This window comes from Bacillus sp. AFS001701, assembly GCF_002559405.1.
In the GTDB taxonomy this organism is placed as follows: domain Bacteria; phylum Bacillota; class Bacilli; order Bacillales; family Bacillaceae_G; genus Gottfriedia.
The window spans coordinates 1-23,386 of record NZ_NTZO01000089.1; the positions used below are offsets into that span (position 1 = coordinate 1).

Genomic DNA, 23,386 nt, shown 5'->3' on the forward strand with positions numbered 1-23,386 from the left:
TTTCTTTCGCATAAAAGTATTTTTTCTGTTAGGATAATTAGTATTATTTTTTCTGAAAAGATAATGATAAGACTGGAATCTAAATTAAAGAAAAGGTGAGTATTATGTTTAACAAATTAAAAAAAATGTTCGGTTTAGAGGAAGAACAACAACAAGGATCTGCTCCTATAACTAAAGAAGCAACTAAGGAAGTTGTCATTAAAGCGCCATTAACTGGAGAGATACATCCACTATCTGAAGTACCAGATCCTGTATTTGCAGAAAAAATGATGGGTGATGGATTTGCTATTACACCTTCAGAAGGTGTTGTAGTAGCTCCTTTTGATGGAGAAATCGTACAAGTATTCCATACGAAACACGCTATTGGAATTCGTTCAAATGAAGGTGTTGAAATCTTAATTCATGTTGGACTAGAAACAGTTAAACTAAATGGTGAAGGTTTCGATGCTCATATAACAGAAGGACAAAAAGTTAATGCTGGAGACCATTTATTAACATTCAATATTGACTATATAAAAGAAAATGCAAAAAGCACGATTACTCCAGTTATTTTTACAAATGGAGATGCGCTAGAAACAATTAAAGTTACAGCAACTGGCTCAATACAAAGAGGTTCAGATGCAGCTGTTGCTACATTAAAATAAAAAAAATAGCCCCCCTAGGGCTATTTCAGAGTGTAGACAAACCCCTTTTTCAATGTTTTACTTGTTGAAAAAGGGGTTTTTAAACATTTTTATTAGCACATTTAGTTGACGAATATAGATTTTGATACTATATTTTATTACTACTCTTATCGCAAAAAATAGCTGTCGACTTTGTCGACAGCCTGAAATAGCCCCCCTAGGGCTATTTTTTTTATGCAGTTCTTACTTTTAAATGTTGTTTTCGCTTTACATTTAAACCAATGAACAACGGTTTTATCGTAGGTTGTGACTCAATAATAAATTTCTTCGCAATCATAGGCACAGCTAAACCAATCATTGTATACAATAACGGTCCATAATCGAAAAACTGTGAAAAAACAGCATTCGCAAAAATATGGATGTACATTATTGTTAATGATTCTTTACCAAATATTGTGCAAGGTTGGATAAATTGTAGTTTGGCTATCTTTTGACATAAATAAAGTACAGCAATTGTCATTGTTATTGGAATTAAAGCATCTAAAAATAAATGGTTATATCTTAAATATTTTAGACTTAGATGGTAATCTAATTTATTCAATTCATATAAGGTCATATAAACGATGCTAAGCGCAATACATGATATTCCAAGGAAGTTAGAAATTGACGCTATCAATTTTTTTGTAAAGAATCCTAACCCTAAAAAGAAAATAGCTAGTAGAGCAACATCCATATTCCATGGAATCGAAATTTGATTAAAGCTATTTTTACCAATTTGTGGAATTAATTTAATTGTTTCAAAATGTGCAAGCAAATAGCAAGCAATTACGATGAATAGACGGGTACTATTCTTTTTAAAGTATAAACAGATTAACGCAAATAATATTTGAGTAATAAATAAACATGTCACATACCAAAATACGCCATGGACTCCAGTAATAAATCTACCACCAATTAACAATGAAAGGAGTTCCTTTAGTAAATTTGATTGATTAATGGTTCCGTCTATTACCTCAATTGTCATGTTATATAAACTAAATAAAACTAAATACGTACAGTAAGGTACAAGCAATCTACATGTTAGTTTTTTTATATAAAATTTGAGTTCATTAATTGAATTGACCGGTTTAAATAAATAACCACTAATAATAAAAAATAGAGGCATATGGAACCAGTAAATAAATGTAATAGAATTCGGACCTTCTGTAGAATGACCATAAACAACCAAAAAGATGCCGATCATTTTGGCAACATCCAACCATTTTTCACGTTCTATTTTCATTTTATCACCTTGTTTTTATGGCTCGCTTAAAGAGAAAAAACTTCAAATCATAGCCAATTTTTTTAAATAATGTCCAAACATATTGTAACTGATGAGTATTACAAAGTGACAACATGGACGTTACAATCAAGTTATAAAATGTAAATAAATATTTCATAAACGCTACAAATAAATTTGGATATTAAGTATAGCACCGGAAGATACAAGATGGTAAAAAATGTAAATTTTTATTAAAAATTATTAATAATCAGTTCTTTCGACAAATATATTATGTTTTGCATTATATACTTAGCAGGCTGAATTAGAAAAGATAGTACACTTTTTAAATAATCATTTCATTAGTCGAGGTGAAGGAAAAACAATGGGCTCAATTATTAAAGTTGAAAATCTTAAAAAGAGATATGGAGATTTTTACGCTGTTAATGGAATTAGTTTTGAAGTTGAAAAAGGTGAAGTATTTGGATTACTCGGTCCAAATGGAGCTGGTAAATCAACGACAATGGAAATGCTTGTAGGATTAAGAAAACCAGATGAAGGTACGGCTACTATTGCAGGGCATGTGATCGGTAAAGACTCATATAAAATCAAACAAGAAATTGGAATCCAACTCCAATCAACATCATTATTTGAACTGTTAAAAGTAAAAGAAATCATTGAAATGTATGCAAGCTTTTATCCAAGTCATATCCCAATTCAACCGTTAATCGATGAAATGCTCTTATCTGAGAAACAAAATAGTCTAGTAAAAGGATTATCAGGAGGGCAAAAGCAGCGATTAGCAATTGCATTAGCGTTAATTCATGATCCTCAAATCATATTTTTAGATGAGCCAACTACAGGACTTGATCCACAAGCTCGTAGAACGTTGTGGGATATCATTTTAAAACTAAAAGCACGAGGTAAAACAGTCGTTTTATCAACACACTATATGGATGAGGCTCATGTACTAGCAGATCGCATTGGTATAATGGATAAAGGTAAATTAATTGCGCTAGATACACCAAACAATTTAGTAAGTTCAATTTCTGCAGAGAGTGCGATTGAATTTAAGACAAAAGTACCAGAGCAAGAAGAAAAGTTTGCACATTTAGACAATGTAATGAATGTCGTGATTAATCATGATTTCGTAACATTGTATACTCGTAACTTACAAGCTTCATTAATGGCCTTACTCGAATATACAAAAGATCAAGATATGACGATTTCAGATTTATCGACTAGAACCGCGACTCTTGAGGACGTATTTTTACATATGACTGGAAGGGGGTTACGTGAAGAATGAAGGCTTATTATCAATTGACTTTAGCGCAACTCCGGATTTATGTACGTAATCGTCAAGCACTAATTTGGACACTCTTATTTCCTTTTTTCTTTATGATTATTTTCGGATTAATGTTTAACGATGGGAATACAACTAGTTACTCAGTAAATCTAATTGATTATGATAACACTCAAGTAAGTAAACAAATTACAACTGTATTAGAGAAACAAAAGTCGCTTAAAATTCATAAAAAAACAAATGAATTAAAGTCTAGGAAATTATTATCTGATGGTAAAACCGATTTTGTAATCGTCATTAAAAAAGGATTTCAAAATCAAGTTACAACTAAACAACAATCCGCTCCTGCACAAATAAAAGTACTTTATAATGAAAGTAATGCGGGCCAGCTTCAAGGTGGAATAGCAACGATTACAGCATATGTTGACGCCGCTAGTAAACAAATGGCAGGGTATACACCTAAAATCGTAACAGACTTTAAAGGAGTAGCGGGAATTACTCTTTCATATTTAGACTTTTTAGTACCTGGAATTATTGCAATGCAAATCATGAATAATAATATGAATGGTGTTGCAGGCCAAATTGCCTCTTGGAGAGAACGAGGCGTACTAAGACGAATGCAAGGCACCACATTAAGAGCCTCAACGTTTATTGCAGCGCAAATTACAGCAAGGCTAATCTTGAATAGTCTACAAGCCATCTTAACAATTCTAATTGGCTACTTTGGATTCGACGTAAGTATTCGAGGATCATTCCTATTAGTAGTATTGTTTGTAGTATTAGGTACATTAACATTTATGAGTATTGGATTTATTATAGCAAGTTTAGCGAAAAGTCCAGAAAGTGCTGGACCAATTGCAGGTTTCATTTCGTTCCCACTAATGTTTTTAGGTGGAGTATTTTTCCCTGTAAATAATATGCCCGAATATTTACAACCGATTATAAAGACAATTCCAATTACGCACTTATCAACCGCAATGCGTGACATCATGAATGTCGGAGCATCATTTGGAGATTTACTTCCAGATTTCGGCTGGTTATGTGTCTGGATGGTCGTAAGCTTCTTAATCGCTGCACGTACATTTAGATGGGAGTAAGGGCAGAAACTAGATAATGAATAATGGAAATGAAACATAGTAAATTAAAGTATTTAATCAAAAAAGACTTTCACTAATTTTAGTGAAAGTCTTTTTTTTTACCTTTTCTTATCCAAACTCCCATTCTTGCCTTTAAGAATAGTTATACATTATTTATTGCATACTATTTAAAAATTAAGATTAGGTGAGTTATAGGTGAGTTCAATATTTGAAATCTATTTTCGTGATGTAAAGCGGGTTGTAACAAATTGGGCTGCATTGATGATTATCATTGGTTTAATTATCATGCCCTCGATGTATGCATGGTTTAATATAATGTCCTCTTGGGATCCGTACGGCAATACAAAGGGCTTAAAAATCGCAATAGTAAATGAGGATCGTGGTGCTACTGTCTTAAACAATAAAATTAATATCGGAAACGAAGTAATACATTCTTTAAAACAAAATCATTCTTTAGGCTGGAGATTTACAAGTAAAAAAGTCGCAAATGAAGGCGTTAAACAAGGAAAATATTACGCTAGTATTTTAATTCCAAATGATTTTTCAACTAAAATTAGCACGGTTTTAACAGATCATCCTCAAAAACCTGAACTAGTTTATCAAGTTAACGAAAAACTAAATATTGTTGCGCCGAAATATACTGAAAAAGGTGCAACCGGTATTGCGAGTGAGATTACAAAGAAATTTGAAAAAACCGTAAGTAATGAAGTATTGCAGGAGTTTAATAAAATAGGAATTGATTTACAAGCAAATTTACCTGAAATAAAAAAATTTGAGCAAATGGTTTTTAAGCTTGAAAAAGATTTACCTGAAATAAAGACAACTGTGAATATAGCCTTAAATGACTATAAAAAAGTACAAAGCGTTATTCAAACTACAAAAAAAGACATGGAATTGATTAATAACATCGTAGCAAATGGTGAAAAATTAACGGCTAGTTTAAGTGGTTTTTTTAATCAAATTAACAAAGCAATTCAAGATTCAACTCCATTTATTAAAGAGACACTTAACCTACTCCATAACCAGTCTGTTGTTATACAAAGTACATTATCACAATTACAGAATCAAACGATTAGTCAAGACGAATCCATGAGGCTATCGAATGAAATCGGAAAAGTACTACCGAATTCAAGAAATTTGGTTACTTCTTTAAATCAAGTTCTTCAATCGTTTAATAGCTTAGGTACTAAAGTAGATTTTAGTAAAGATGTTAGTTCATTAAAAGATCTAGAATCAGATTTAATGATGATTCAAAATGAGAATGCTCAATTAAAAAGTGCAATACAAAGCGGCAACGGTCTACCGAATGATTTACTTCAAAAGATGAATGAAAGCGCGGCAAGTATAAATAACAAAATAAACAGTTTAACTGGAAATTTTGATCAAGATTTAGCGCCAAAAATAAGTGAAGCTTCAAGATTAGTGAATGAATCATTAAAAAATACCCAGACTGTTTTGGCTGATGCAAAAACGAGTATACCTACAATAAAAGGTGTACTCCAGGACACATCAAATTTATTAGCAACCAAAAAGGGTGATATACAACAATTAGTAAATGAGTTCCCAATCATTGAAGCGAAAATAAAAAAAATAGCTAATGAGATTAGAAAGGCTAAAGAAAAAGGAAGCATCGAGGATTTAATTAATTTTCTACGAACAGATATAGAAAAGGTAAGCGACTTTTATTCCAGCCCAATCGCAATAAAAAAGGAGCGAATGTTTCCAATACCGAATTATGGCACAGGGTTGACTCCTTTTTATACAACTTTGTCGTTATGGGTAGGAGCTTTATTAATGGTGTCGTTATTAACTACTGAAGTTCATGAAGAAAAACCATATAAAAGTAGAGAAGTTTATTTTGGAAGACTATTGACCTTTGTAACTATTGGGGTATTACAGACATTAGTAGTGACTACCGGTAACTTTCTAATACTAGGAACTTATGCAGCAAGTAAAGGTTATTTTATCTTATTTGCATTATTGATTAGCATTGTATTTACGTTTATTGTTTATACGCTTGTTTCAGTTTTCGGAAATATCGGGAAAGGCATTGGTATTATCTTTTTGGTTCTCCAAATATCTGGAGCGGGAGGAGTTTATCCGATTCAAGTAACTCCGCCATTTTTCCAAAAAATAAATCCATTTCTACCTTTTACCTATGCATTAAGCTTGTTAAGGGAGGCGACTGGTGGAATCGTTTGGGAAACCATTTATAAGGACCTTCCAATACTAGTTCTTTTTGTCGTTATTGCAATCATAGTGGGGGTAGTTCTTAAAGCAACTATTAATAAAAGAGCAAGTAAAATTACGGATCTTTCCAAGAAGAGTAGGCTAATCCATTAGACGTTTGAAAAAATAAATTCATATAAAAATCATTGAACTGTTTTGCCAACTGCTATAACATAGATAAAAGTTATATCTTCATAGCTTTTAGGAGAAGTAGGTGTTTTGTATGAAATTATCAGTTGTTGTATATTGCTATAACAATGGAGAAAATTTTGAGAGATTTCACGTTAATTTATCAAATACAGTAAAGTTACTTAAAGAAGATTATGAAATTATTTATATAAACGACGGAAGTGATGATGATACACTACTAGCACTTCAAGTCGTTGCAAATCATAGCAGTCATTTGAAATATATCTCGTTTACTCGCCGTTTTGGAAGAGAGGGAGCAATTTGTGCTGGACTTGAACATGCAAAAGGCGATGTAGTTATCCTAATGGATGGAAACTTTGTACACCCACCGAATGTTATTTTAGAGATGATGGATGAATACAAAAAAGGACATAACCATGTAGTTGCATCGAAAAAAATAGAGAATTCAGTTCTAAAAAAAGCAAAAAAAGGCATTTTTGAGAAGGTTATTAAAAAATTTGTGGACCCGGATATTTTGCAAAACGAATCAGACTTTCGTTTGTTAAGCAGAAAAGTAGTGAATGCTATTTTAAGCATGCCAGAATCAAACCGCTATTCAAAAGGTATTTTTAACTGGATTGGTTACAAAATAAAAACGATTGAGTATGAAATAACATCAAGAATCATTAACAAAGAGTCCGAAGTAAAAAGAATAGATTCGATAAAAAGATCTATTGAATATATATTGTGTTTTAATACAGGACCATTGAGGTTGTTAACGAAAGCCGGATTACTATTAATTGGTATAAGTATTGTAATCTTTATTATGATGAGCTTTAAAGTTCTTTTAGTTGGGATTAGAATTCCTGGATTATATACGATTTCCAATTTCATTATGTTATTTGGCGGAGTTCAAATCTTGATGATTGGTGTATTAGGCGAGTATTTAGGTAAGATCTATTACGAAACAAAAAGAAGACCCCAATACATTGTTGAGACTTCAAGCTATGATGAAAATTAAATAGTACGATATGATAAATTTGGAAATTCGACAAGAATCTTGTCGAATTTCTTTTTTCGTTACATAATATTTAAAGATAGAATAATATTTTTATGAAAGCTTGGAGAATAATATGGGGAATATTTATAAAGCTATTCCAGGGGTAGTTCTTTGCCTAATTATTGCACTTATTAGTGAATCACTTTCTTATATATTGCCGGTTGGAGCAGCTACATTTTCAATATTAATCGGATTGATTGTCGGTAATACAGTACACTTAAAGCCTTATTTTGAAGGCGGTAGAAAGTTTGCAGAAAGTAAATTATTAGAGGTATCAATATTTTTATTAGGAGCAACGATCAGCATTCAAATGATTAGCCTACTAGGATTAAAAGGAATTTTGTTAATCGTGACACAAATGTGTTTAGTCATCGTTTTTACGATTTGGTTAGGCGAAAAATTAGGTTTTGGTTTAAATTTTAGCTATTTAATGGCAAGTGGAAATGCAGTTTGCGGTTCGTCAGCAATTGGAGCAACAGCCCCAGCTATACAAGCCACGCAAGAAGAAAAGGGACTGGCTGTCACACTTGTAAATATGATGGGAACAGTCTTAATGTTTATTCTGCCTTTAATAGCATCTGTATTATATCACTCAGAAACATTGCCGACCTCTGCGCTTATCGGAAGTACATTACAATCAGTGGGACAAGTAGTTGCTAGTGGTAGTTTAGTGAATGATGAAGTAAAGAATTATGCCACTTTATTTAAACTGATTCGAGTAGTTTTTTTAGTTTTTGTGGTTTTTAGCTTATCTACTATAAAAAGAAGACACATAGCAGAGGAATCTATTGAAAAAGTAAAAATCCAATTTCCTTGGTATGTAATTGGATTTGTCATCCTTTGTATTTTTTATAGTTTAGGATTGCTACCAAGTTGGGCTGCGAATATTTCAAATAAGACTAGTCATTTATTTGAAATTATTGCACTCGCTGCAATAGGTTTAAATGTAAATTTAAAAATAATCATTAAACAAGGGAAGTCACTCTCACTTTATGCATTAAGCATCGTAGGTTTTCAAATCATCATAGCAATTTTGCTAATTCAAGTAATCTATTAATAATCGCGAACAACGACAAGAAACAACAAAACAGATCTATTTCTCGGGAAATTTCGTCAGGAAAGGTGGTATTTCATTGCTTCAACTAACATCAAATTGGAGAGAAAAGTTAAAACCAGAGTTTGAAAAACCTTATTTTAAAGATTTATTGCAATTTCTTGAAAAAGAATACAAGGAACAAACAATATACCCTGCCAAAGAGCACTTATTTCAGGCTTTAAATGAGTGTTCATACGAAGTTTGTAAAGTAGTGATTATTGGACAAGACCCATATCATCAACCAGGTCAAGCGCATGGGTTAAGTTTTTCTGTATTACCGGGAGTAAAAATACCGCCTTCTTTAAGAAATATTTATAAGGAATTAAATAGCGATTTAGGGATAGAAATACCAACTAGCGGTTATTTAATTAAGTGGGCGAAGCAGGGGATTTTATTATTAAATACTGTTTTAACTGTTCGTGAAGGGGAACCAAATTCCCATAAAAATAAAGGATGGGAACTATTTACGAATACAATCTTATCCGAGTTAAATAAGCAAGATCGTCCGATTATTTTTGTTCTATGGGGTAAACATGCTCAAGCTAAAGAAGAACTGATTACGAGTAACCACCATGTAATATTAAAATCACATCATCCAAGTCCATTGTCAGCTAGTAGAGGATTCTTTGGAAGTAAACCATTTTCAAAAATTAACCAAAAACTAGTAGATCTTCAACTGGAACCGATTGACTGGACAGTTGAGTAGTCTATAAATAGGATATAAAGAAGGGTTGTCTTTCGACAGCCCTTCAGAGTGTAGACAAACCCCTTTTTCAAAGTTTTACTTGTTGAAAAAGGGGTTTTTAAACATTTTTATTAGCACATTTAGTTGACGAATACAGATTTAGATACTATATCTTGTTACTACTCTTATCGCAAAAAATAGCTGTCGACTTTGTCGACAGCCCTTTCTTGTATTTATTATTTATTACTCAATATAAACTTTTCAACAACTTTAGCGACACCATCTTCGTTATTTGTAGCAGTGACATAATCTGCTTGTTGCTTAATTTCTTCAGGAGCATTTCCCATCGCAACACCTAGTCCAGCAAATTTAATCATCGGTAGGTCATTATATCCATCACCTACAGCGATTACTTCGTCTTGTCGAATTCCTAAAATTTGAATTAAGTGATTTAGACTTTTACCTTTATCAACTTCACTGTTCGTTAGTTCTAAAAAGAATGGCTTTGAGCGCATGACACTAATTTTACCTTCCAGCTCTTTTTGAAGTATTTTTTCAACTTGAGCTAATTTTTCTGGATCCTCCAACATTAACAATTTTACAACATCATTTTGTACATGCTCAGTAAAGCTGCTTACTTCTTTAATAGGCATGCCTGTGAGCTGGCCTTCAATATCAGTATATTGATTCCCTTTTTCTGTAATAATATCATTTTCAACATATGTATGAACGAAGACATTATGTTTCTTACTAATCTCATAAAGTTCATGTGCTTGCTCTTTTGTTAGTGTACATTCATAAACATTATTTTTTGTTCGATAGTCAGTAATGATTCCTCCGTTAAATGATAGGACATAGCTACCATAATCATGTAGTAATAGTTCCTCAGCTAACTTATGCATAGCAAAGGTTGGTCTACCGGAAGCTAACACTACTTTTACACCCATATCTTGAGCTTTGAGTAAAGCTTCCTTCGTTTTTTGCGAAATAACATGTTGATCCGTTAAAAGGGTGTCATCGATATCCAAAACGATCATTTTATAGTTCAAGTTACATTACCTCCTAAAAATTAACTTTTTTAGTATACCACCGTTCGATTAAAATAGTGCTTAATTTGGTTGGTATTCGCTTTCAGAAAAAAGCCATAGTATAATAGGGTTTATTGGATTGTGTTAATAAAGTTTGGTGGTGATTTATCTGAATATCAGTGTAGAAAAAGTAATCCAGCAAATTGAAAATGAGTTACATAAGGCAAAAGTAAGTACGCAAAAACTTGGACAGCTTCGAGAAAGAATTGCCAGTATTCGTTCTTTATGTGAGTTACTTCTTGAAGACGAGAGCAATGTTGAGGTTCCAAAGAATATAGTAACTAGTAGTATTGTTCAATCAATACCAAGTCAGCCTATTATGTCTAGACCTTCTGCTATGCCTAAATTGGATGACTCGGAACAAAGTGGATCATTATTAGATTTTTAAGATAAAGGGGGAGAAGAAGTGAAACTATTTTTTTTATTAGGTAGTATTTTTGCATTTTTAGCAATTGCATTAGGTGCATTTGGAGCACATGGACTTGAGGGGAAAATTTCCGAAAGATCACTTCAAATTTGGCAAAAAGCTGTTCAATATCAAATGTTTCAAACAGGTGGTCTATTTATCATTGCATTTTTAATTGATAAATTTGGTTCAACAACTCAATTAATGTGGGCGGGTTGGTTATCTATAATAGGAATCATCTTATTCTCAGGAAGCTTGTACATATTAAGTGTATCTGGAATTAAAATACTAGGTGCGATTACTCCACTAGGTGGTTTAGCATTTTTAGTAGCTTGGATATTAGTAGGAATTTCAGTAATGAAATAAGAAAAGTGTTCAATAAAAGTGCAATTATTGCACTATATTGAACACTTTTTTTTAAAGTTGATAAGGCAAAGCTATTTCTTCGTCAAATGTGACGTAATCTAAGTAAATTGTTAACAATATGAAAGTTTTAGTTGTATTTACATCTCTGAGTACAATATGATCACGTCCAGCTCCCATAATATACCCTACAAATACTTGTTGTTGGTGGCCAGTAAAAGTCATATAAACCGTAGCAATTTTCCCACGATTGGCTCTAAGTATATTTTCTACATATGATTGTTCAAATAGGCCAGCCGTGGCAGTAACTTGACCTTGTTGGGTAATCATACCGCCTGATGGGGCTGCATATCCTTGCCCCTGTCCGGTTTGTTGTCCTTGCCCTTGGCCAGGTTGCGCTGCACGATAAAGATTTGGATAATATTCGTAAGGATTACTCAAAGAAAAAACCTCCCTTAGTTAAATCTAATTAAACGCTATAAACTTTAGGACAATCTTCAGAAGTTGGTTGATAAAAGCAATGCGACTTAAATCTTCCTGCTAGTTTTTGGTTAAACCAAGTTCCTGGGCATGAACCTGCGGGTCTGAAGAACCATAGGCCATAAGTAGCTGGCCAAAAACGCTGTCCTGCTATTACTTTTCTAGATAGCTCAATATCTTGGTCCCTGGCACGTTGATAAAAGTAAGATTTTTGAACAGCTTCGAATCCACCTGGATTCTGATAAACCATATCTTTTATACTTCGAATGTCTCTAAAATCTAAGCAATCACCTAAAACCCTATTAACACATACATTACCAACCATTAACATACCTTCTACACCTTCGCCTTCAGCTTCAGCACGCATTAATCTAGCAAGCAAAGCAACCTCAGCGTCAGTATAACGAATTACAGCCATAAAAAAGCCTCCTCATCCGAATTTAAATATTCTGCATGAATCCCATTGGTGATCGGAAAGCGAGGACTAATTAGTTCGTTCACTACTGTAACTATATTAAAATTGAAAGAAACATATGACATCTTTTCCAACAGGAAAATAAAAAAACTTCTCAAAAAAGAGAAGTCTTTTAATTTATATACTATGACTGTTCGTATTCAGTGGATACTCTTAAGTATTCAATTATACGTAAAGATATTTTGAGAATGCATCTTCTTTTAGGATTGTTCCAACAAAGAATGAACCAAATACTCCATAACGAGCACTTACTTCATCAAAGCGCATTTCATAGATTAATTTTTTGAATTGAAGTACGTCTTCAGAGAATAAAGTAACGCCCCATTCATAATCATCAAAACCTACAGAACCAGTAATAATTTGTTTAACTTTACCAGCATAACCACGACCAATTTTTCCGTGGCTGTACATCATTTCTTTACGAGCACCTGAAGGAAGCATGTACCAATTATCTTCGCCTTCACGCTTTTTATCCATTGGATAGAAGCATACGTATTGAGATTTTGGTAAAGTAGGGTAAAGTCTAGCGCGAACATGTGGATTTTGATATGGATCGCCATCTTCTTCGCTTAAGTAATTACTTAATTCAACTACAGAAACGTATGAATAAGTTGGAATCATATACTGAGATAATGTAGTTTTATTAATTTCTGTTTCAATATGTAATAACTCATCCATAGTAGGTCGTAAAACCATAAACATAATGTCTGCTTTTTGACCTAAAATATTGTAAATAGCATGGCTACCTTCACCAGAATCAGCAACTTGATTCCATTTTGAGAAAACTTGTTGGAACTCTGTAATCGCTAGTTGACGCTCATCACTACCTAATTGTTTAAAAGCATGCCAATCCATACTTCTAAAATCATGTAAACAATACCAGCCATCTAAAGTTTTTGCAGCTTCACTCATTTTAAATCCCCCAAACGTTATCGTATTGATTTTCATTTATATAGCATACTACAAATAAAAGTATTTTGTAAAAACATACAAAATTATACAGTTTCCAAATTTAGTTAGAAAATTAGGAATTAATTTACTTTAAATGATAGCGCTTTATTAAATATATTATATTTTTCATTATTCTAAAAAGGTTTTATTCTAATTATGTACAAATAAAATAATTTTAAAGATCTTGGAGGCAATTATGAGCAATTTATTTGAAAGCATTAAACAAAAAGTATCAGGTAAAGGTATTTCAATTGTTTTACCAGAAGGTACAGATGAGAGAATCTTAACAGCAGCTGACAGATTAGCGAAAGAAGATGTATTAAAACCAATCTTAATAGGTAACGTAGAAAACGTAAAAGAAAAGGCAAGTAGCTTAGGTTTAGAACTTCAAGGAGTTGAAATTTTAGACCCATCTACTTATGAAGAAATGGAGCAATTAGTTGCATCATTTGTTGAACGCCGTAAAGGAAAAGCGACAGAAGAACAAGCTCGTAAAGCATTATTAGATCCAAACTACTTTGGAACGATGTTAGTATATGCAAACATTGCTCATGGTTTAGTTAGTGGTGCTACTCATTCAACAGCCGATACAGTACGACCAGCACTTCAAATTATTAAAACAAAACCAGGCGTTACAAAAACATCTGGTGTATTTATCATGGTTCGTGAGGATGAGAAATACGTATTCGCAGATTGCGCGATTAATATTGCCCCAAATAGCCAAGATTTAGCTGAAATTGCAATTGAAAGTGCAAAAACAGCTAAACTATTTGACATTGATCCTATAATCGCAATGTTAAGCTTTTCAACTAAAGGATCTGCAAAATCGCCTGAAACTGAAAAGGTTGCTGAAGCAGTTAAAATTGCAAAAGAGCTTGCTCCTGAATTAACATTAGATGGAGAGTTCCAATTTGATGCAGCATTTGTTCCATCTGTTGCAAAAAGCAAAGCTCCTGGTTCAGTTATTCAAGGAGATGCTAATACATTCGTATTCCCAAGCTTAGAAGCAGGTAATATTGGTTACAAAATTGCTCAACGTTTAGGTAATTTTGAAGCAATCGGTCCAATCCTACAAGGCTTAAATATGCCTGTTAACGACCTATCTCGTGGTTGTAACAGTGAAGACGTTTATAAATTATCAATCATCACAGCTGCTCAGTCACTATAATTAGGACGGAGATAAGGAAAAAGAGTACTCTTAAGTCAATGAACTTTTGAGCACTCTTTTTTTATTGGAACACTTTGTGTTAGTTTAATTAATGTTCTAATCATCCTTGCATAGAACTTATGTCCGAATTGCGATCAATCATTCGTTGCAAATGATAATTATATAATTCTATTTCATCATCAAGTAAGGAGTTAGGTGTTAATTTTGGAGTTAATTTAATTAATGATTGAAGTAGTCTTGTCATTACATCCGTCACTGTTAGATTTAATGATAGTAGTTCGGAAAGAGATGCCATTGTATCAGGTATAATTGTAGGATATTTAAATGAAGTTTCTTTATTATCAATCGCAATTTCATAAAAATCTTTAATAATGGAAGCACGTTTTGAACCACTTTCGTTAATACATAAATAAATTTGAACAGCAACCCCTTTTCGTATTCTACGTTGAGAGATACCCGCAAATTTCTTGTCATCGATACTTAAATCAAAATCTCCTGGACAATATGATCCTACTATTTCTTTTGCAACTATTTTATCTGTTAAATCCTTAAACATATCTTGGATTAGTGCATACATCGTTTCATAACCATCATTAATTTGCAGTTTATGTTCAGCCTCTGGAAAGAGGATAGATATATTTAGAACACCTTCATCTAAAACAACAGCAAGCCCACCTGAATTTCGTACGATTGCTTTGTATCCATGGTCATTAAGGAATTTAACCCCATTTGTTAGATTCGGTAGTCTAGTATCTTGTATTCCTAGAACTATTGTGTTGTGGTGTACCCAAGTTCGAATTGTTGTTGGAGACTCCATTTTCCCAACTTTTGTACATAATGTGTCATCTAATGCAAAAGATTGGATCGCCTCAAAGGATGGTCCTAAAGTTGATCCGTCTATAAAACGTATTTCATCTGTTTGTAACCGATTCAAATGTTGATTCATTAAATAAGCCCCTTGCGTTTTGCGTTTGTTTTCCTATTTTAGCATGATTTTAAACTAAATAAAAAAACTTCATATTCTAAAATAGTAAATATAAGTTGACAATAATTAGAATCAAACATATAGTAAATAAATTAATGAAAATGATAATTGTTATCAATTGAATATCGATGAAAAAAGGAGACTCAAATGAAAAAGTTATTATTACCGTTGATTCTTATTTTTATATTAATTACGAGTGCATGTAGTCATAATTCGTCAGATAAGAAGGCAAGTACTTCAAAGATGGACGATCAACCTAAAACATTTACATATCAATCGGAAACTGGCCCCGTTGAAGTACCAACAAATCCAAAACGCGTGATCTTACTTTCAGGTTTTACCGGTAATGTCATTTCTTTAGGAGTAAATGTTGTTGGGGTAGATGTTTGGTCAAAGAATAACCCAACCTACATGGGGTAAATTAGATTATTTAGCACAGCATATCGAAATTGGTAAACTGTTAAACAAAGAGAAGGAAGCAACAAAATGGGTTGATGACTTTAAACAACGCGCGGAAAAAGCCGGAGATGAAATTCGCGCTAAAATCGGTGAAGATGCAACTGTGTCAGTATTTGAATCATATGATAAACAGCTATATGTATTCGGTAATAATTGGGCACGCGGAACTGAAATACTATACCAAGTAATGAAATTAAAAATGCCTGAGAAAGTAAAAGAAGTGGCTTTAAAAGATGGTTATTATACACTTTCTACAGAAGTGCTACCACAATATGCAGGAGATTACATTATTTTAAGTAAATACGCAGATGCAGATCTATCATTCCAGAAAACAGATACATATAAATCAATTCCAGCTGTAAAAAATAATCGTGTATATGAAATGCTTGGCAATGGCGCATCGTTCAGTGACCCAGTTACATTTGAAAAACAGCTAGCATTCTTTAAAAAATCATTTTTAGGAAATTAATAGATTGTAACGGGATTATCAAATTTAGTGTGCATGAAAATAGAGGAACTAAATCAAGTTTAAGATTTAGTTCCTCTATATTTTAACTGACAATGTTATTCTGCAATTTTTTCTAAATTTCCGTTTTTATCCATTCTAAAGGATGTTGCTGCTGGTTTCTCTTCTTCTTCAAATAATACTAATTTTCTAGCACGGTTCATTATTTTCATCATTGTTTCATAGTCTTCTTGAACAGTAGTAGCGTCTTTTTCAAGCTTTTCTACTTGTCTCTGTAACTGTGAATTTCGTTCCTGTAGCTGCATAAGCTCTCTTTTTAGTTGATCATTTTCACGGACTAAACGATCACTACCAATCTGATTACTTGAAAGACCTTGTAAGAACTGGATGACATCAAACATTGTAATTGAACTTTTTCTTGTATTCATTGGTGAAGCTGGTGGAGTCTGAATCTGTGATTGATACTGATTTTGCACGGAAGGAATACTTGAAAATATCTCAGTCGTTGGTTCCTCGTTATGCGTCACTTCTACACTTGCATCATTGTCATTATCAGTTTCCACAAAAGATCCAAATTCTTGATCGAGTTCAACACCATACTCTAAATCTTGTTCATCATTTAAATAACGATCAAAATTACTAGATACATCTGTTTGTATATAACTAGATTCAGAAGGTGTATATAATAATTTTTTCTTAGCATCTTCACCTTTAGCATGACGAAGCTTTTCTTTACGGAATTTCTTTGCTAATTGTAGTGCTTTTTCATAATTATAGCGAACTACAGCATTCCAACGAAAACCACATGCAGCCGATGTACGTTCTAAAACATCGCCTACTTCTTCAAAGGCATTTAATTGGGTACTACCTTCTCGTACATGACGTAATACGGTTTCCGCTAAAAGTAAATCATTTTCTTCAGTCCAAGCATCCTGTCTTAATTTCATCATAGAAATTTCCCCTCAACTTTCTTTTATTCAATTAATCGATTTAATTTCCTAGCTGATTAATAGAAGTTTGGACAAAAAAATAGAAAACTATACAAAAAAAAGAAAATAGTAGAATACTATTTGGAGTGATTTAATTGGAAAACTTGCATGTCCTTTTTGGAACGAGTAAAATTACTGCTGAGTATGTTCAATTTAGAACAGAAAGGATTGTAAAAAAATGTCAAATGAATTTAGAATATGTGATGACTGCCAGGCGACAAATATTAAAACATTAGTCCCTCGCTTAAAAAGAATAGATGATGAAGCAGAGATTAAAATTGGTTGTCAATCTTACTGTGGACCAGGACGAAAAAAATCATTTTGTTTCGTAAACAACCGTCCCCTATCTGCACCAAACGAAGATGACCTACTTGTAAAGATAAAGTCAAAACTAGGTAAGAATTAAACGCTCCTTCGTCTTTAGGAGCGTTTTTTTGATATAATAGATTGAAATGTGGAGAAAGCTTGTCCAGCTCTGAAGGGAATATCTCCATTCAGCTGAAGAAGTGGTGATTTTTCCACTTCGAAGATGGATGGAATATTACCGAAGAGCTAGCTTTCGGAACTAGACACCATAAAATGCCTATTTTAACTTTGATATTAAAGGGTTAAAAGATAAAAATTGATATATATAGAAGGTTGGTTTTTACCTTCATTGGAATTTGGCTTATGACCTCGAGGGGCTAATGCCTTGAGCCACAAAAGGAAAGATAGAAGAGTCCTGTTTAGAAAGTAAATCAATTAGCATATAAAGAATTAGTATACATATTGAAAGGGGGCCAAGATATGTCATATCGTTTCCAAAAGCTTTATGAGGAAAAAGTATTTAAAGATCCTGTACATCGTTATATTCACGTAAGAGATCAAGTTATTTGGGATTTAATAGGTACGAAAGAATTTCAGAGATTACGCAGAATTAAACAGCTTGGTACTACCTATCTGACGTTTCATGGAGCTGAGCATAGTCGATTTACTCACTCGCTTGGCGTTTATGAAATTATAAGACGTATGGTAGATGATGTTTTTTCTGGGCGTCCGGAATGGAATGATGATGATCGCTTATTAGCTCTTTGTGCTGGATTATTACATGATGTTGGTCATGGTCCTTTTTCGCATACATTTGAGAAGATATTTAATTTAGATCATGAAAAATTAACGAGAGAAATTATTGAGGGTTCAACAGAGATTAATAAAATCCTAAGAAAAGTAGGGGATGATTTTCCTAAGAAAGTATCAGAAGTCATTGGGAAAACATCGGCGAATAAGTTAGTTACGAGCATGATTTCAAGCCAAATTGATGCAGATCGAATGGATTATCTTCTTAGAGATGCATACTATACTGGCGTAAGTTACGGTAATTTTGATATGGAACGTATTTTGAGAATTATGCGTCCCAGACCTGATGGTGTCGTTATAAAACAATCGGGTATGCATGCCGTTGAGCACTACTTAATTAGTCGATTCCAAATGTACTGGCAAGTTTATTTTCATCCTGTGTCTAGAAGTGCAGAAGCCATTTTACAAAAAATATTACAAAGGGCTAAATTTTTGCATGAAACAGGTTACCATTTTAATTATGTACCTGTGCATTTTGGTCATTTATTTGAGGGGAAAGTTGATTTAGACGAATATATCAAATTAGATGAATCAGTCCTTTTGTATTATTTCCAAGTATGGCAGGAGGAATCTGACCAAATCTTGAGCGATCTGTGTCAACGGTTTTTAGATCGAAAATTATTTCAATATGTAGACTTTGATACACAAAAACATACTGAAAAATTTGCTAAGTTAAAAGAGTTATTTTTAGAAATTGACATAGACCCGGAATACTATTTAGTCATCGATACAATTTCAGACGAGGCTTATGATTACTTTAGGTACGGTGAAGAAGGCGGGAAGAAGCCGATTTTACTATTGCAAACGAACGGTGATTTGAAAGAAATTTCGCGTAAATCAGAGCTAGTAGATGGAATAACTGGTAAAAAGTTATTCGATTCTAAGTTATATTTTCCTCATGATTTAATTTATAACGATCCTCATGAAAAGAAAAAGAAAGTGATCGAAATGATTGAAGAAATAGCAGGGGCTAAAAGAAGATAAAAATAGTAAACGGAAGTTACTCCGTTTACTATTGATGTATGTAAGGAATTCTATTCATCACTAAGGCGTTTGCCTGCAACTGCATAATGGTTTTTTGTCATTTCTTCAATGAAAACAACAATCTTATCAGTTGGCGCACCCGTTGTTTCGCTTACAGCATCAGTAACTTTTTCAACTAATGCCTTCTTTTGTTCTTCAGTGCGACCTTCTAGCATTTTTACTGTAACGTATGGCATATTATGACCTCCTTCGTTTTATCATTTTTATTATAACTCAGGAAGTCAGAATAATAACGATTAAATCGATTAACATTGAAGAAATCATAAAGAATAAATTAAACTATTAATAAATTAACCGTTTAGTTACATAAAATAGCAATTTTTCTCGAAAGGAGCAAAGAATGGGATCATTTTTTCAATATCCATTAAAAGATATACCATTAATATTATTAGTTGTTGCAATTTCGTTATCAGTTCATGAATTTGCGCATGCTTATGTAGCTTATAAATTTGGAGATGACACGGCAAAAAGACAAGGTAGATTAACGCTTTCTCCATTTAGACATTTAGACATTTTCGGTACAATTGCGATTATTATTTTAGGCTTTGGTTGGGCAAGACCAGTTCCTGTGAATCGCCATAACTTTAAACATCCGAGATTAGCAGGAATCTTAACCACTGCAGCGGGTCCGATTAGTAATCTAATTCTAGCGACGCTTGGTTTAATCGCTTATTCATTATTATATAAATACGGAATTTTTCATTCTTTCCCACAAGCACTATCACTAACTTTAGATTCTTTTTTTAATATATTCGTTCAAATGAATATAGTATTATTTGTATTTAACTTAATTCCTCTTCCACCACTAGATGGATATCGAATTTTAGAGGATTTAGCTCCTAATGATCTTCGTGCAAAAATGTCACAATATGAGCAGTATGGAGCATTTGTATTTTTAGTTTTAGTATTAACTCCATTAGATAACTATACAATTCAGCCGATTTTCCAGGTTGCTATACCGTCAGTTTTCCACTGGATTAATTCAATCGTTACATCATTAATTTTTTAGGAGGAGCACAATGTCTGATCAACCAAAAAAGAAATCACTAGGTTTTAATATATTAAAAAATGATTCAACGAGTGGGCATGGCGGATTTGGTGTTGGAGCAATTAGTTTAGAAAATATTTCGCCAGTCTTTATTGATATACAAGAGAATGATGTTTTTGTAGATATCGGTGCAATGCACGCAAGAAGTTCAGTTGAAAAGGGAATCAAGTTTTTAACGAATGAGGATGGAGTTCCTAATGGAAAACCTTATTGGTTAGTGTGGGTCGCAACTGAGCGAACTGAAAGCGGTCCTTACTATGCTGGAGTAACAGGTTGCTACATGACTGTTGATCGCGAAGCTAGAAGGGGATATAAGCTTCTTCCTGACCACGTAAATAAAATGGATAAAGCGATGAAACGTAAAATAATGGTTGAACAGATGGATGAAAAGTCTCGTAAATTATTAGCCAATTTCTTAAAATCCCACAATGAAGAGATGTGGAATAATTCATCTGAACAATTAAAAACTGAACTTTTAGGTTAGTATACTTTTTCTGGTAAATTATATAAAAAATTTGAAGAAATCGTCGAATAATCTTTTTACATTTAAGACTAAATAAAGTAAACTAATAATAGCTTGGACAAAGCTAGGACTAGGACAAACAAAAGACCTTACCAATTTGGTGAGGTCTTTTGTTTTTACAGTAAATATTGTGAATACCAAGGCTTACTGTCTTTATTTTCCTTTTTATGTTTTTGGTTCATTTTTTTATTCATACAAGGTTTTGTAGGTTGTGTCCCTTTACGAAAATAAAGTGAAACCTTGTCGCCGCATCCTTCTTTAAACAAAAGACCAGTCTTTTCATCTATAGCAACTTTAACTAGATCATTAGGTAGTTTAGTGCCTATATTTTTATCCAATAAATTTGTCATAACTGATGCCCATACCTTCTTCGACAGTGTACCTTCCTCTACGGTTAAATTTTTTGAATGATCATACCCAACCCATACCCCAACAATAAGATTTGAATGGAATCCAATCATCCAGCTGTCCGTTTTCGTAGTACCGGTTTTACCATAATAATCTTTTGATAGTTCAGGAATAATACTAGTACCTGTTACTGGCAAGTAGCTTGAAAAATTTGTGTTGAACATTCCGTTCATTAGTTGTTTCAGTATAATGGTTTGATCTTTATCTAGTCTTTGTTTTTTATCAAACTTTTCTTTATAAATCGTCTTTCCATTTTGAGTCTTAATCTCTTTTACGAAATGAGGAATAACATCTTTACCATTATTCGCAATTAACGCATATGCTCTTGTCATATCGAGCAATGAAGCATCTTGAGTGCCGAGTGCCATTGAGGGTAGTTTATTATTTGGCGTAGTTAAATGGAATAACTTCTGTGCTTTAATAAATTCGTCAGTACCGACTGCCTGTTGTGTTTTTACAGCGTATATATTGTCTGAAACAGCAATAGCTTTAGCTAAAGTAATTGAATCATGTGCGTATAGATTGCCACTATTTTTGGGGCTATATGAATCTCCATTTTCAAAGTGAAATATAGTAGGCTTACTTTGAAGTCTTGTTGATGGGGTATATCCATTTTCAAGTGCACTGTAATATAGAATTGGTTTTATTGTACTACCAACCTGTCTTTTCGACGCTATTGCTCGATTAAATAAAAACTGTCCTTTCTCACGGCCTCCAGTCATCCCTAATACTTCACCAGTTTGACTATTTAAAACGACTACACTAGCCTGTAAATCAGATTTTGGTCTAATATATTTATCAAATGCTTGATCAATGTGCTTTTGAATAGCGGGATTAAATGTTGTATAAATTTGACTACCATTGTTATTGATTGATTGTCCAATTGAAGTTGTAATCTCTTTTTGAACGCTTTGTTGAAAATAGGATGTAAATGAAGAGTTTGAAGTATGTTTAATCGGTTTTAACTTTATCGTTTCATCAATTGCATTTTTAACGGTTTTTGAGCTGATTAATTTATTCTGTTCTAGTGCTGATAAAATTCGTTGCTGTCTTTTCTTTACAGATGAAAAATGAACGTAAGGATCGTATATTGAAGGATTAGCCGGAATACTTAATAAAAATGTAGATTCACCAATTGTCAGCTCGTTTGACTCTTTTCCTAAGAAGGTATTCGCCGCAGTTTCTAGACCATAAATACCATGTCCAAAATATATAGTGTTTAAATATGCTTCTAATATTTTATTTTTACTGTAGGCTGACTCAAGTCTCATCGTTAAATAAGCCTCTTTTAATTTACGATTAAGCGTTTTTTCTTGTGAAAGATATAAATTTTTTGCAAGTTGCTGAGTTATTGTACTTCCGCCTTGAGCGTATTGTCCCTTCGTTATATTAATTAAAATAGCAGAACCCAACCTTTTTAAGTCGAAGCCATGGTGATGAAAAAAATTACGATCCTCAGAAACTAAAATACTATTGATCGCAATTGGAGGCACATCTGCAATTTTAAGTGTTTTACGATTTTGGAGTAGCTTAGTTTTACTAATTAGCTTTTGATTGTGATCATAATAACTGGAATTTGACTCAATAAATAACGAAGGTTTTGTAGACGTAACTGCAAACAGATAGACACAAGATAAAAATAGTGTACCTGAAATTGAAATAATCGTAAGCAAAATACCGACCTTTTGAAGTGTACGCCAATGAAAAGAGTAGTTGATATTATACAAAAACGTATCCTCCTCTCGATTCGTTTCTCTAATTTAATACTAGTATGGTAGATTAAGAGAAATTTTATTCAAATTACCGTAGTAAAAAATATCAAAAAATTTAGCTTTAAAAATCTTGCATTTCACAAAAATTACTCTATACTTTTCTTTTGTACGGCAAAAAATTGTCGTAACAACACAAATCCGATAGGAATTAGGAAGAGTGGGGAT

23 protein-coding genes and 1 pseudogene are annotated in these 23,386 nt (G+C 32.9%); 15 read left to right on the forward strand and 9 right to left on the reverse strand.

Features of this window, described 5'->3' with window-relative positions:
* Positions 1 to 104 precede the first annotated feature (104 nt).
* Entirely contained in the window at positions 105 to 644 is a 540-nt protein-coding gene (locus tag CN514_RS07370; protein WP_483295002.1) for a PTS sugar transporter subunit IIA, read from the forward strand.
* A 211-nt stretch (positions 645 to 855) separates the two neighbouring features.
* Here CN514_RS07370 and CN514_RS07375 read toward each other — a convergent pair whose 3' ends face one another.
* Positions 856 to 1,905, reverse strand: coding sequence for an acyltransferase family protein (locus tag CN514_RS07375; RefSeq protein WP_098232040.1), 1,050 nt, complete (start codon positions 1,903 to 1,905; stop codon positions 856 to 858).
* Positions 1,906 to 2,266: 361 nt separating this feature from the next.
* Between CN514_RS07375 and CN514_RS07380 the strand changes: the two genes are divergently transcribed.
* The 6 genes from CN514_RS07380 to CN514_RS07405 all read left to right on the forward strand — a co-directional run bounded on the left by CN514_RS07380 (position 2,267) and on the right by CN514_RS07405 (position 9,501).
* Positions 2,267 to 3,187 carry an ABC transporter ATP-binding protein gene (locus tag CN514_RS07380; RefSeq protein WP_098232041.1) on the forward strand — a complete coding sequence of 307 codons (921 nt, stop codon included), beginning with the start codon at positions 2,267 to 2,269 and terminating at the stop codon, positions 3,185 to 3,187.
* The gene (locus CN514_RS07385) at positions 3,184 to 4,281 is read left to right on the forward strand and encodes an ABC transporter permease (RefSeq protein ID WP_098232042.1); all 1,098 of its coding nucleotides are present in this window, start codon (positions 3,184 to 3,186) and stop codon (positions 4,279 to 4,281) included. Before CN514_RS07380 ends, CN514_RS07385 begins: the two co-directional genes overlap by 4 nt.
* A gap of 195 nt (positions 4,282 to 4,476) precedes the next feature.
* Positions 4,477 to 6,624 (forward strand): YhgE/Pip domain-containing protein, encoded by a 2,148-nt coding sequence (locus tag CN514_RS07390; RefSeq protein ID WP_098232043.1) that lies wholly within the window; start codon positions 4,477 to 4,479, stop codon positions 6,622 to 6,624.
* A 109-nt stretch (positions 6,625 to 6,733) separates the two neighbouring features.
* The gene (locus CN514_RS07395; protein ID WP_098232044.1) at positions 6,734 to 7,660 is read left to right on the forward strand and encodes a glycosyltransferase family 2 protein; all 927 of its coding nucleotides are present in this window, start codon (positions 6,734 to 6,736) and stop codon (positions 7,658 to 7,660) included.
* A gap of 112 nt (positions 7,661 to 7,772) precedes the next feature.
* The gene (locus tag CN514_RS07400; protein ID WP_098232045.1) at positions 7,773 to 8,756 is read left to right on the forward strand and encodes a YeiH family protein; all 984 of its coding nucleotides are present in this window, start codon (positions 7,773 to 7,775) and stop codon (positions 8,754 to 8,756) included.
* 76 nt (positions 8,757 to 8,832) lie between these two features.
* Positions 8,833 to 9,501: a uracil-DNA glycosylase gene (locus tag CN514_RS07405; protein ID WP_098232046.1), complete on the forward strand. Its 669-nt coding sequence runs from the start codon at positions 8,833 to 8,835 to the stop codon at positions 9,499 to 9,501.
* A 215-nt stretch (positions 9,502 to 9,716) separates the two neighbouring features.
* On the opposite strand, the gene CN514_RS07410 is transcribed toward CN514_RS07405, so the two are convergent.
* Positions 9,717 to 10,529 carry a Cof-type HAD-IIB family hydrolase gene (locus CN514_RS07410; protein ID WP_098232047.1) on the reverse strand — a complete coding sequence of 271 codons (813 nt, stop codon included), beginning with the start codon at positions 10,527 to 10,529 and terminating at the stop codon, positions 9,717 to 9,719.
* Positions 10,530 to 10,668: 139 nt separating this feature from the next.
* Here CN514_RS07410 and CN514_RS07415 point away from each other — a divergent pair, with 139 nt between their 5' ends.
* Together CN514_RS07415 and CN514_RS07420 are read left to right on the forward strand one after the other, a co-directional pair.
* Positions 10,669 to 10,956, forward strand: coding sequence for a YwdI family protein (locus CN514_RS07415; protein ID WP_141529322.1), 288 nt, complete (start codon positions 10,669 to 10,671; stop codon positions 10,954 to 10,956).
* Between the two features lie 18 nt (positions 10,957 to 10,974).
* Positions 10,975 to 11,340 carry a DUF423 domain-containing protein gene (locus CN514_RS07420; RefSeq protein WP_098232049.1) on the forward strand — a complete coding sequence of 122 codons (366 nt, stop codon included), beginning with the start codon at positions 10,975 to 10,977 and terminating at the stop codon, positions 11,338 to 11,340.
* Between the two features lie 51 nt (positions 11,341 to 11,391).
* Here the strand turns inward: CN514_RS07420 and gerQ are convergent, their stop codons facing one another.
* The 3 genes from gerQ to hemQ all read right to left on the reverse strand — a co-directional run bounded on the left by gerQ (position 11,392) and on the right by hemQ (position 13,204).
* Positions 11,392 to 11,778, reverse strand: a complete 387-nt coding sequence (gene gerQ / locus CN514_RS07425) for a spore coat protein GerQ (protein ID WP_286141592.1) — start codon at positions 11,776 to 11,778, stop codon at positions 11,392 to 11,394.
* Between the two features lie 28 nt (positions 11,779 to 11,806).
* Positions 11,807 to 12,235, reverse strand: coding sequence for a cell wall hydrolase (locus CN514_RS07430; protein ID WP_098232050.1), 429 nt, complete (start codon positions 12,233 to 12,235; stop codon positions 11,807 to 11,809).
* Between the two features lie 222 nt (positions 12,236 to 12,457).
* Positions 12,458 to 13,204, reverse strand: coding sequence for a hydrogen peroxide-dependent heme synthase (gene hemQ / locus CN514_RS07435; protein ID WP_098232051.1), 747 nt, complete (start codon positions 13,202 to 13,204; stop codon positions 12,458 to 12,460).
* A 235-nt stretch (positions 13,205 to 13,439) separates the two neighbouring features.
* Between hemQ and pta the strand changes: the two genes are divergently transcribed.
* A complete protein-coding gene (pta, locus tag CN514_RS07440; protein ID WP_098232052.1) occupies positions 13,440 to 14,411 on the forward strand; it encodes a phosphate acetyltransferase in 972 nt (323 codons plus the stop codon).
* Between the two features lie 100 nt (positions 14,412 to 14,511).
* Here pta and lipL read toward each other — a convergent pair whose 3' ends face one another.
* A complete protein-coding gene (gene lipL / locus CN514_RS07445; RefSeq protein ID WP_098232053.1) occupies positions 14,512 to 15,357 on the reverse strand; it encodes an octanoyl-[GcvH]:protein N-octanoyltransferase in 846 nt (281 codons plus the stop codon).
* Between the two features lie 186 nt (positions 15,358 to 15,543).
* Here lipL and CN514_RS07450 point away from each other — a divergent pair.
* Positions 15,544 to 16,324, forward strand: a pseudogene (locus CN514_RS07450) (ABC transporter substrate-binding protein).
* Between the two features lie 95 nt (positions 16,325 to 16,419).
* Here CN514_RS07450 and CN514_RS07455 read toward each other — a convergent pair.
* Positions 16,420 to 17,268 carry an RsfA family transcriptional regulator gene (locus CN514_RS07455; protein WP_098232067.1) on the reverse strand — a complete coding sequence of 283 codons (849 nt, stop codon included), beginning with the start codon at positions 17,266 to 17,268 and terminating at the stop codon, positions 16,420 to 16,422.
* Between the two features lie 220 nt (positions 17,269 to 17,488).
* On the opposite strand from CN514_RS07455, the gene CN514_RS07460 reads away from it, so the two are divergent.
* Together CN514_RS07460 and CN514_RS07465 are read left to right on the forward strand one after the other, a co-directional pair.
* Entirely contained in the window at positions 17,489 to 17,716 is a 228-nt protein-coding gene (locus CN514_RS07460) for a YuzB family protein (RefSeq protein ID WP_025671004.1), read from the forward strand.
* Between the two features lie 380 nt (positions 17,717 to 18,096).
* Complete coding sequence (locus tag CN514_RS07465; protein WP_098232054.1) at positions 18,097 to 19,410, forward strand: HD domain-containing protein; 1,314 nt, start codon at positions 18,097 to 18,099, stop codon at positions 19,408 to 19,410.
* Positions 19,411 to 19,460: 50 nt separating this feature from the next.
* Here the strand turns inward: CN514_RS07465 and CN514_RS07470 are convergent, their stop codons facing one another.
* Entirely contained in the window at positions 19,461 to 19,646 is a 186-nt protein-coding gene (locus CN514_RS07470) for a 2-hydroxymuconate tautomerase (protein WP_098232055.1), read from the reverse strand.
* A 164-nt stretch (positions 19,647 to 19,810) separates the two neighbouring features.
* On the opposite strand from CN514_RS07470, the gene CN514_RS07475 reads away from it, so the two are divergent.
* Positions 19,811 to 20,479 (forward strand): site-2 protease family protein, encoded by a 669-nt coding sequence (locus CN514_RS07475; protein WP_098232056.1) that lies wholly within the window; start codon positions 19,811 to 19,813, stop codon positions 20,477 to 20,479.
* A gap of 10 nt (positions 20,480 to 20,489) precedes the next feature.
* Positions 20,490 to 21,002 carry a YwhD family protein gene (locus tag CN514_RS07480; protein ID WP_098232057.1) on the forward strand — a complete coding sequence of 171 codons (513 nt, stop codon included), beginning with the start codon at positions 20,490 to 20,492 and terminating at the stop codon, positions 21,000 to 21,002.
* Positions 21,003 to 21,157: 155 nt separating this feature from the next.
* Here CN514_RS07480 and CN514_RS07485 read toward each other — a convergent pair whose 3' ends face one another.
* Complete coding sequence (locus CN514_RS07485) at positions 21,158 to 23,176, reverse strand: transglycosylase domain-containing protein (RefSeq protein ID WP_176525824.1); 2,019 nt, start codon at positions 23,174 to 23,176, stop codon at positions 21,158 to 21,160.
* Positions 23,177 to 23,386: the final 210 nt, after the last annotated feature.

What these genes read in the sequence shown, in the direction of transcription:
- CN514_RS07460 (WP_025671004.1), top strand. Translation starts at nt 17,489, where the DNA reads ATGTCAAATGAATTTAGAATATGTGATGACTGCCAGGCGACAAATATT.
- CN514_RS07480 (WP_098232057.1), top strand. Translation starts at nt 20,490, where the DNA reads ATGTCTGATCAACCAAAAAAGAAATCACTAGGTTTTAATATATTAAAA.
- CN514_RS07370 (WP_483295002.1), top strand. Translation starts at nt 105, where the DNA reads ATGTTTAACAAATTAAAAAAAATGTTCGGTTTAGAGGAAGAACAACAA.
- CN514_RS07430 (WP_098232050.1), bottom strand. Translation starts at nt 12,235, where the DNA reads ATGGCTGTAATTCGTTATACTGACGCTGAGGTTGCTTTGCTTGCTAGA.
- pta (WP_098232052.1), top strand. Translation starts at nt 13,440, where the DNA reads ATGAGCAATTTATTTGAAAGCATTAAACAAAAAGTATCAGGTAAAGGT.
- CN514_RS07375 (WP_098232040.1), bottom strand. Translation starts at nt 1,905, where the DNA reads ATGAAAATAGAACGTGAAAAATGGTTGGATGTTGCCAAAATGATCGGC.
- hemQ (WP_098232051.1), bottom strand. Translation starts at nt 13,204, where the DNA reads ATGAGTGAAGCTGCAAAAACTTTAGATGGCTGGTATTGTTTACATGAT.
- lipL (WP_098232053.1), bottom strand. Translation starts at nt 15,357, where the DNA reads ATGAATCAACATTTGAATCGGTTACAAACAGATGAAATACGTTTTATA.
- CN514_RS07380 (WP_098232041.1), top strand. Translation starts at nt 2,267, where the DNA reads ATGGGCTCAATTATTAAAGTTGAAAATCTTAAAAAGAGATATGGAGAT.
- CN514_RS07455 (WP_098232067.1), bottom strand. Translation starts at nt 17,268, where the DNA reads ATGAAATTAAGACAGGATGCTTGGACTGAAGAAAATGATTTACTTTTA.
- CN514_RS07465 (WP_098232054.1), top strand. Translation starts at nt 18,097, where the DNA reads ATGTCATATCGTTTCCAAAAGCTTTATGAGGAAAAAGTATTTAAAGAT.
- CN514_RS07475 (WP_098232056.1), top strand. Translation starts at nt 19,811, where the DNA reads ATGGGATCATTTTTTCAATATCCATTAAAAGATATACCATTAATATTA.
- CN514_RS07400 (WP_098232045.1), top strand. Translation starts at nt 7,773, where the DNA reads ATGGGGAATATTTATAAAGCTATTCCAGGGGTAGTTCTTTGCCTAATT.
- CN514_RS07470 (WP_098232055.1), bottom strand. Translation starts at nt 19,646, where the DNA reads ATGCCATACGTTACAGTAAAAATGCTAGAAGGTCGCACTGAAGAACAA.
- CN514_RS07395 (WP_098232044.1), top strand. Translation starts at nt 6,734, where the DNA reads ATGAAATTATCAGTTGTTGTATATTGCTATAACAATGGAGAAAATTTT.
- CN514_RS07385 (WP_098232042.1), top strand. Translation starts at nt 3,184, where the DNA reads ATGAAGGCTTATTATCAATTGACTTTAGCGCAACTCCGGATTTATGTA.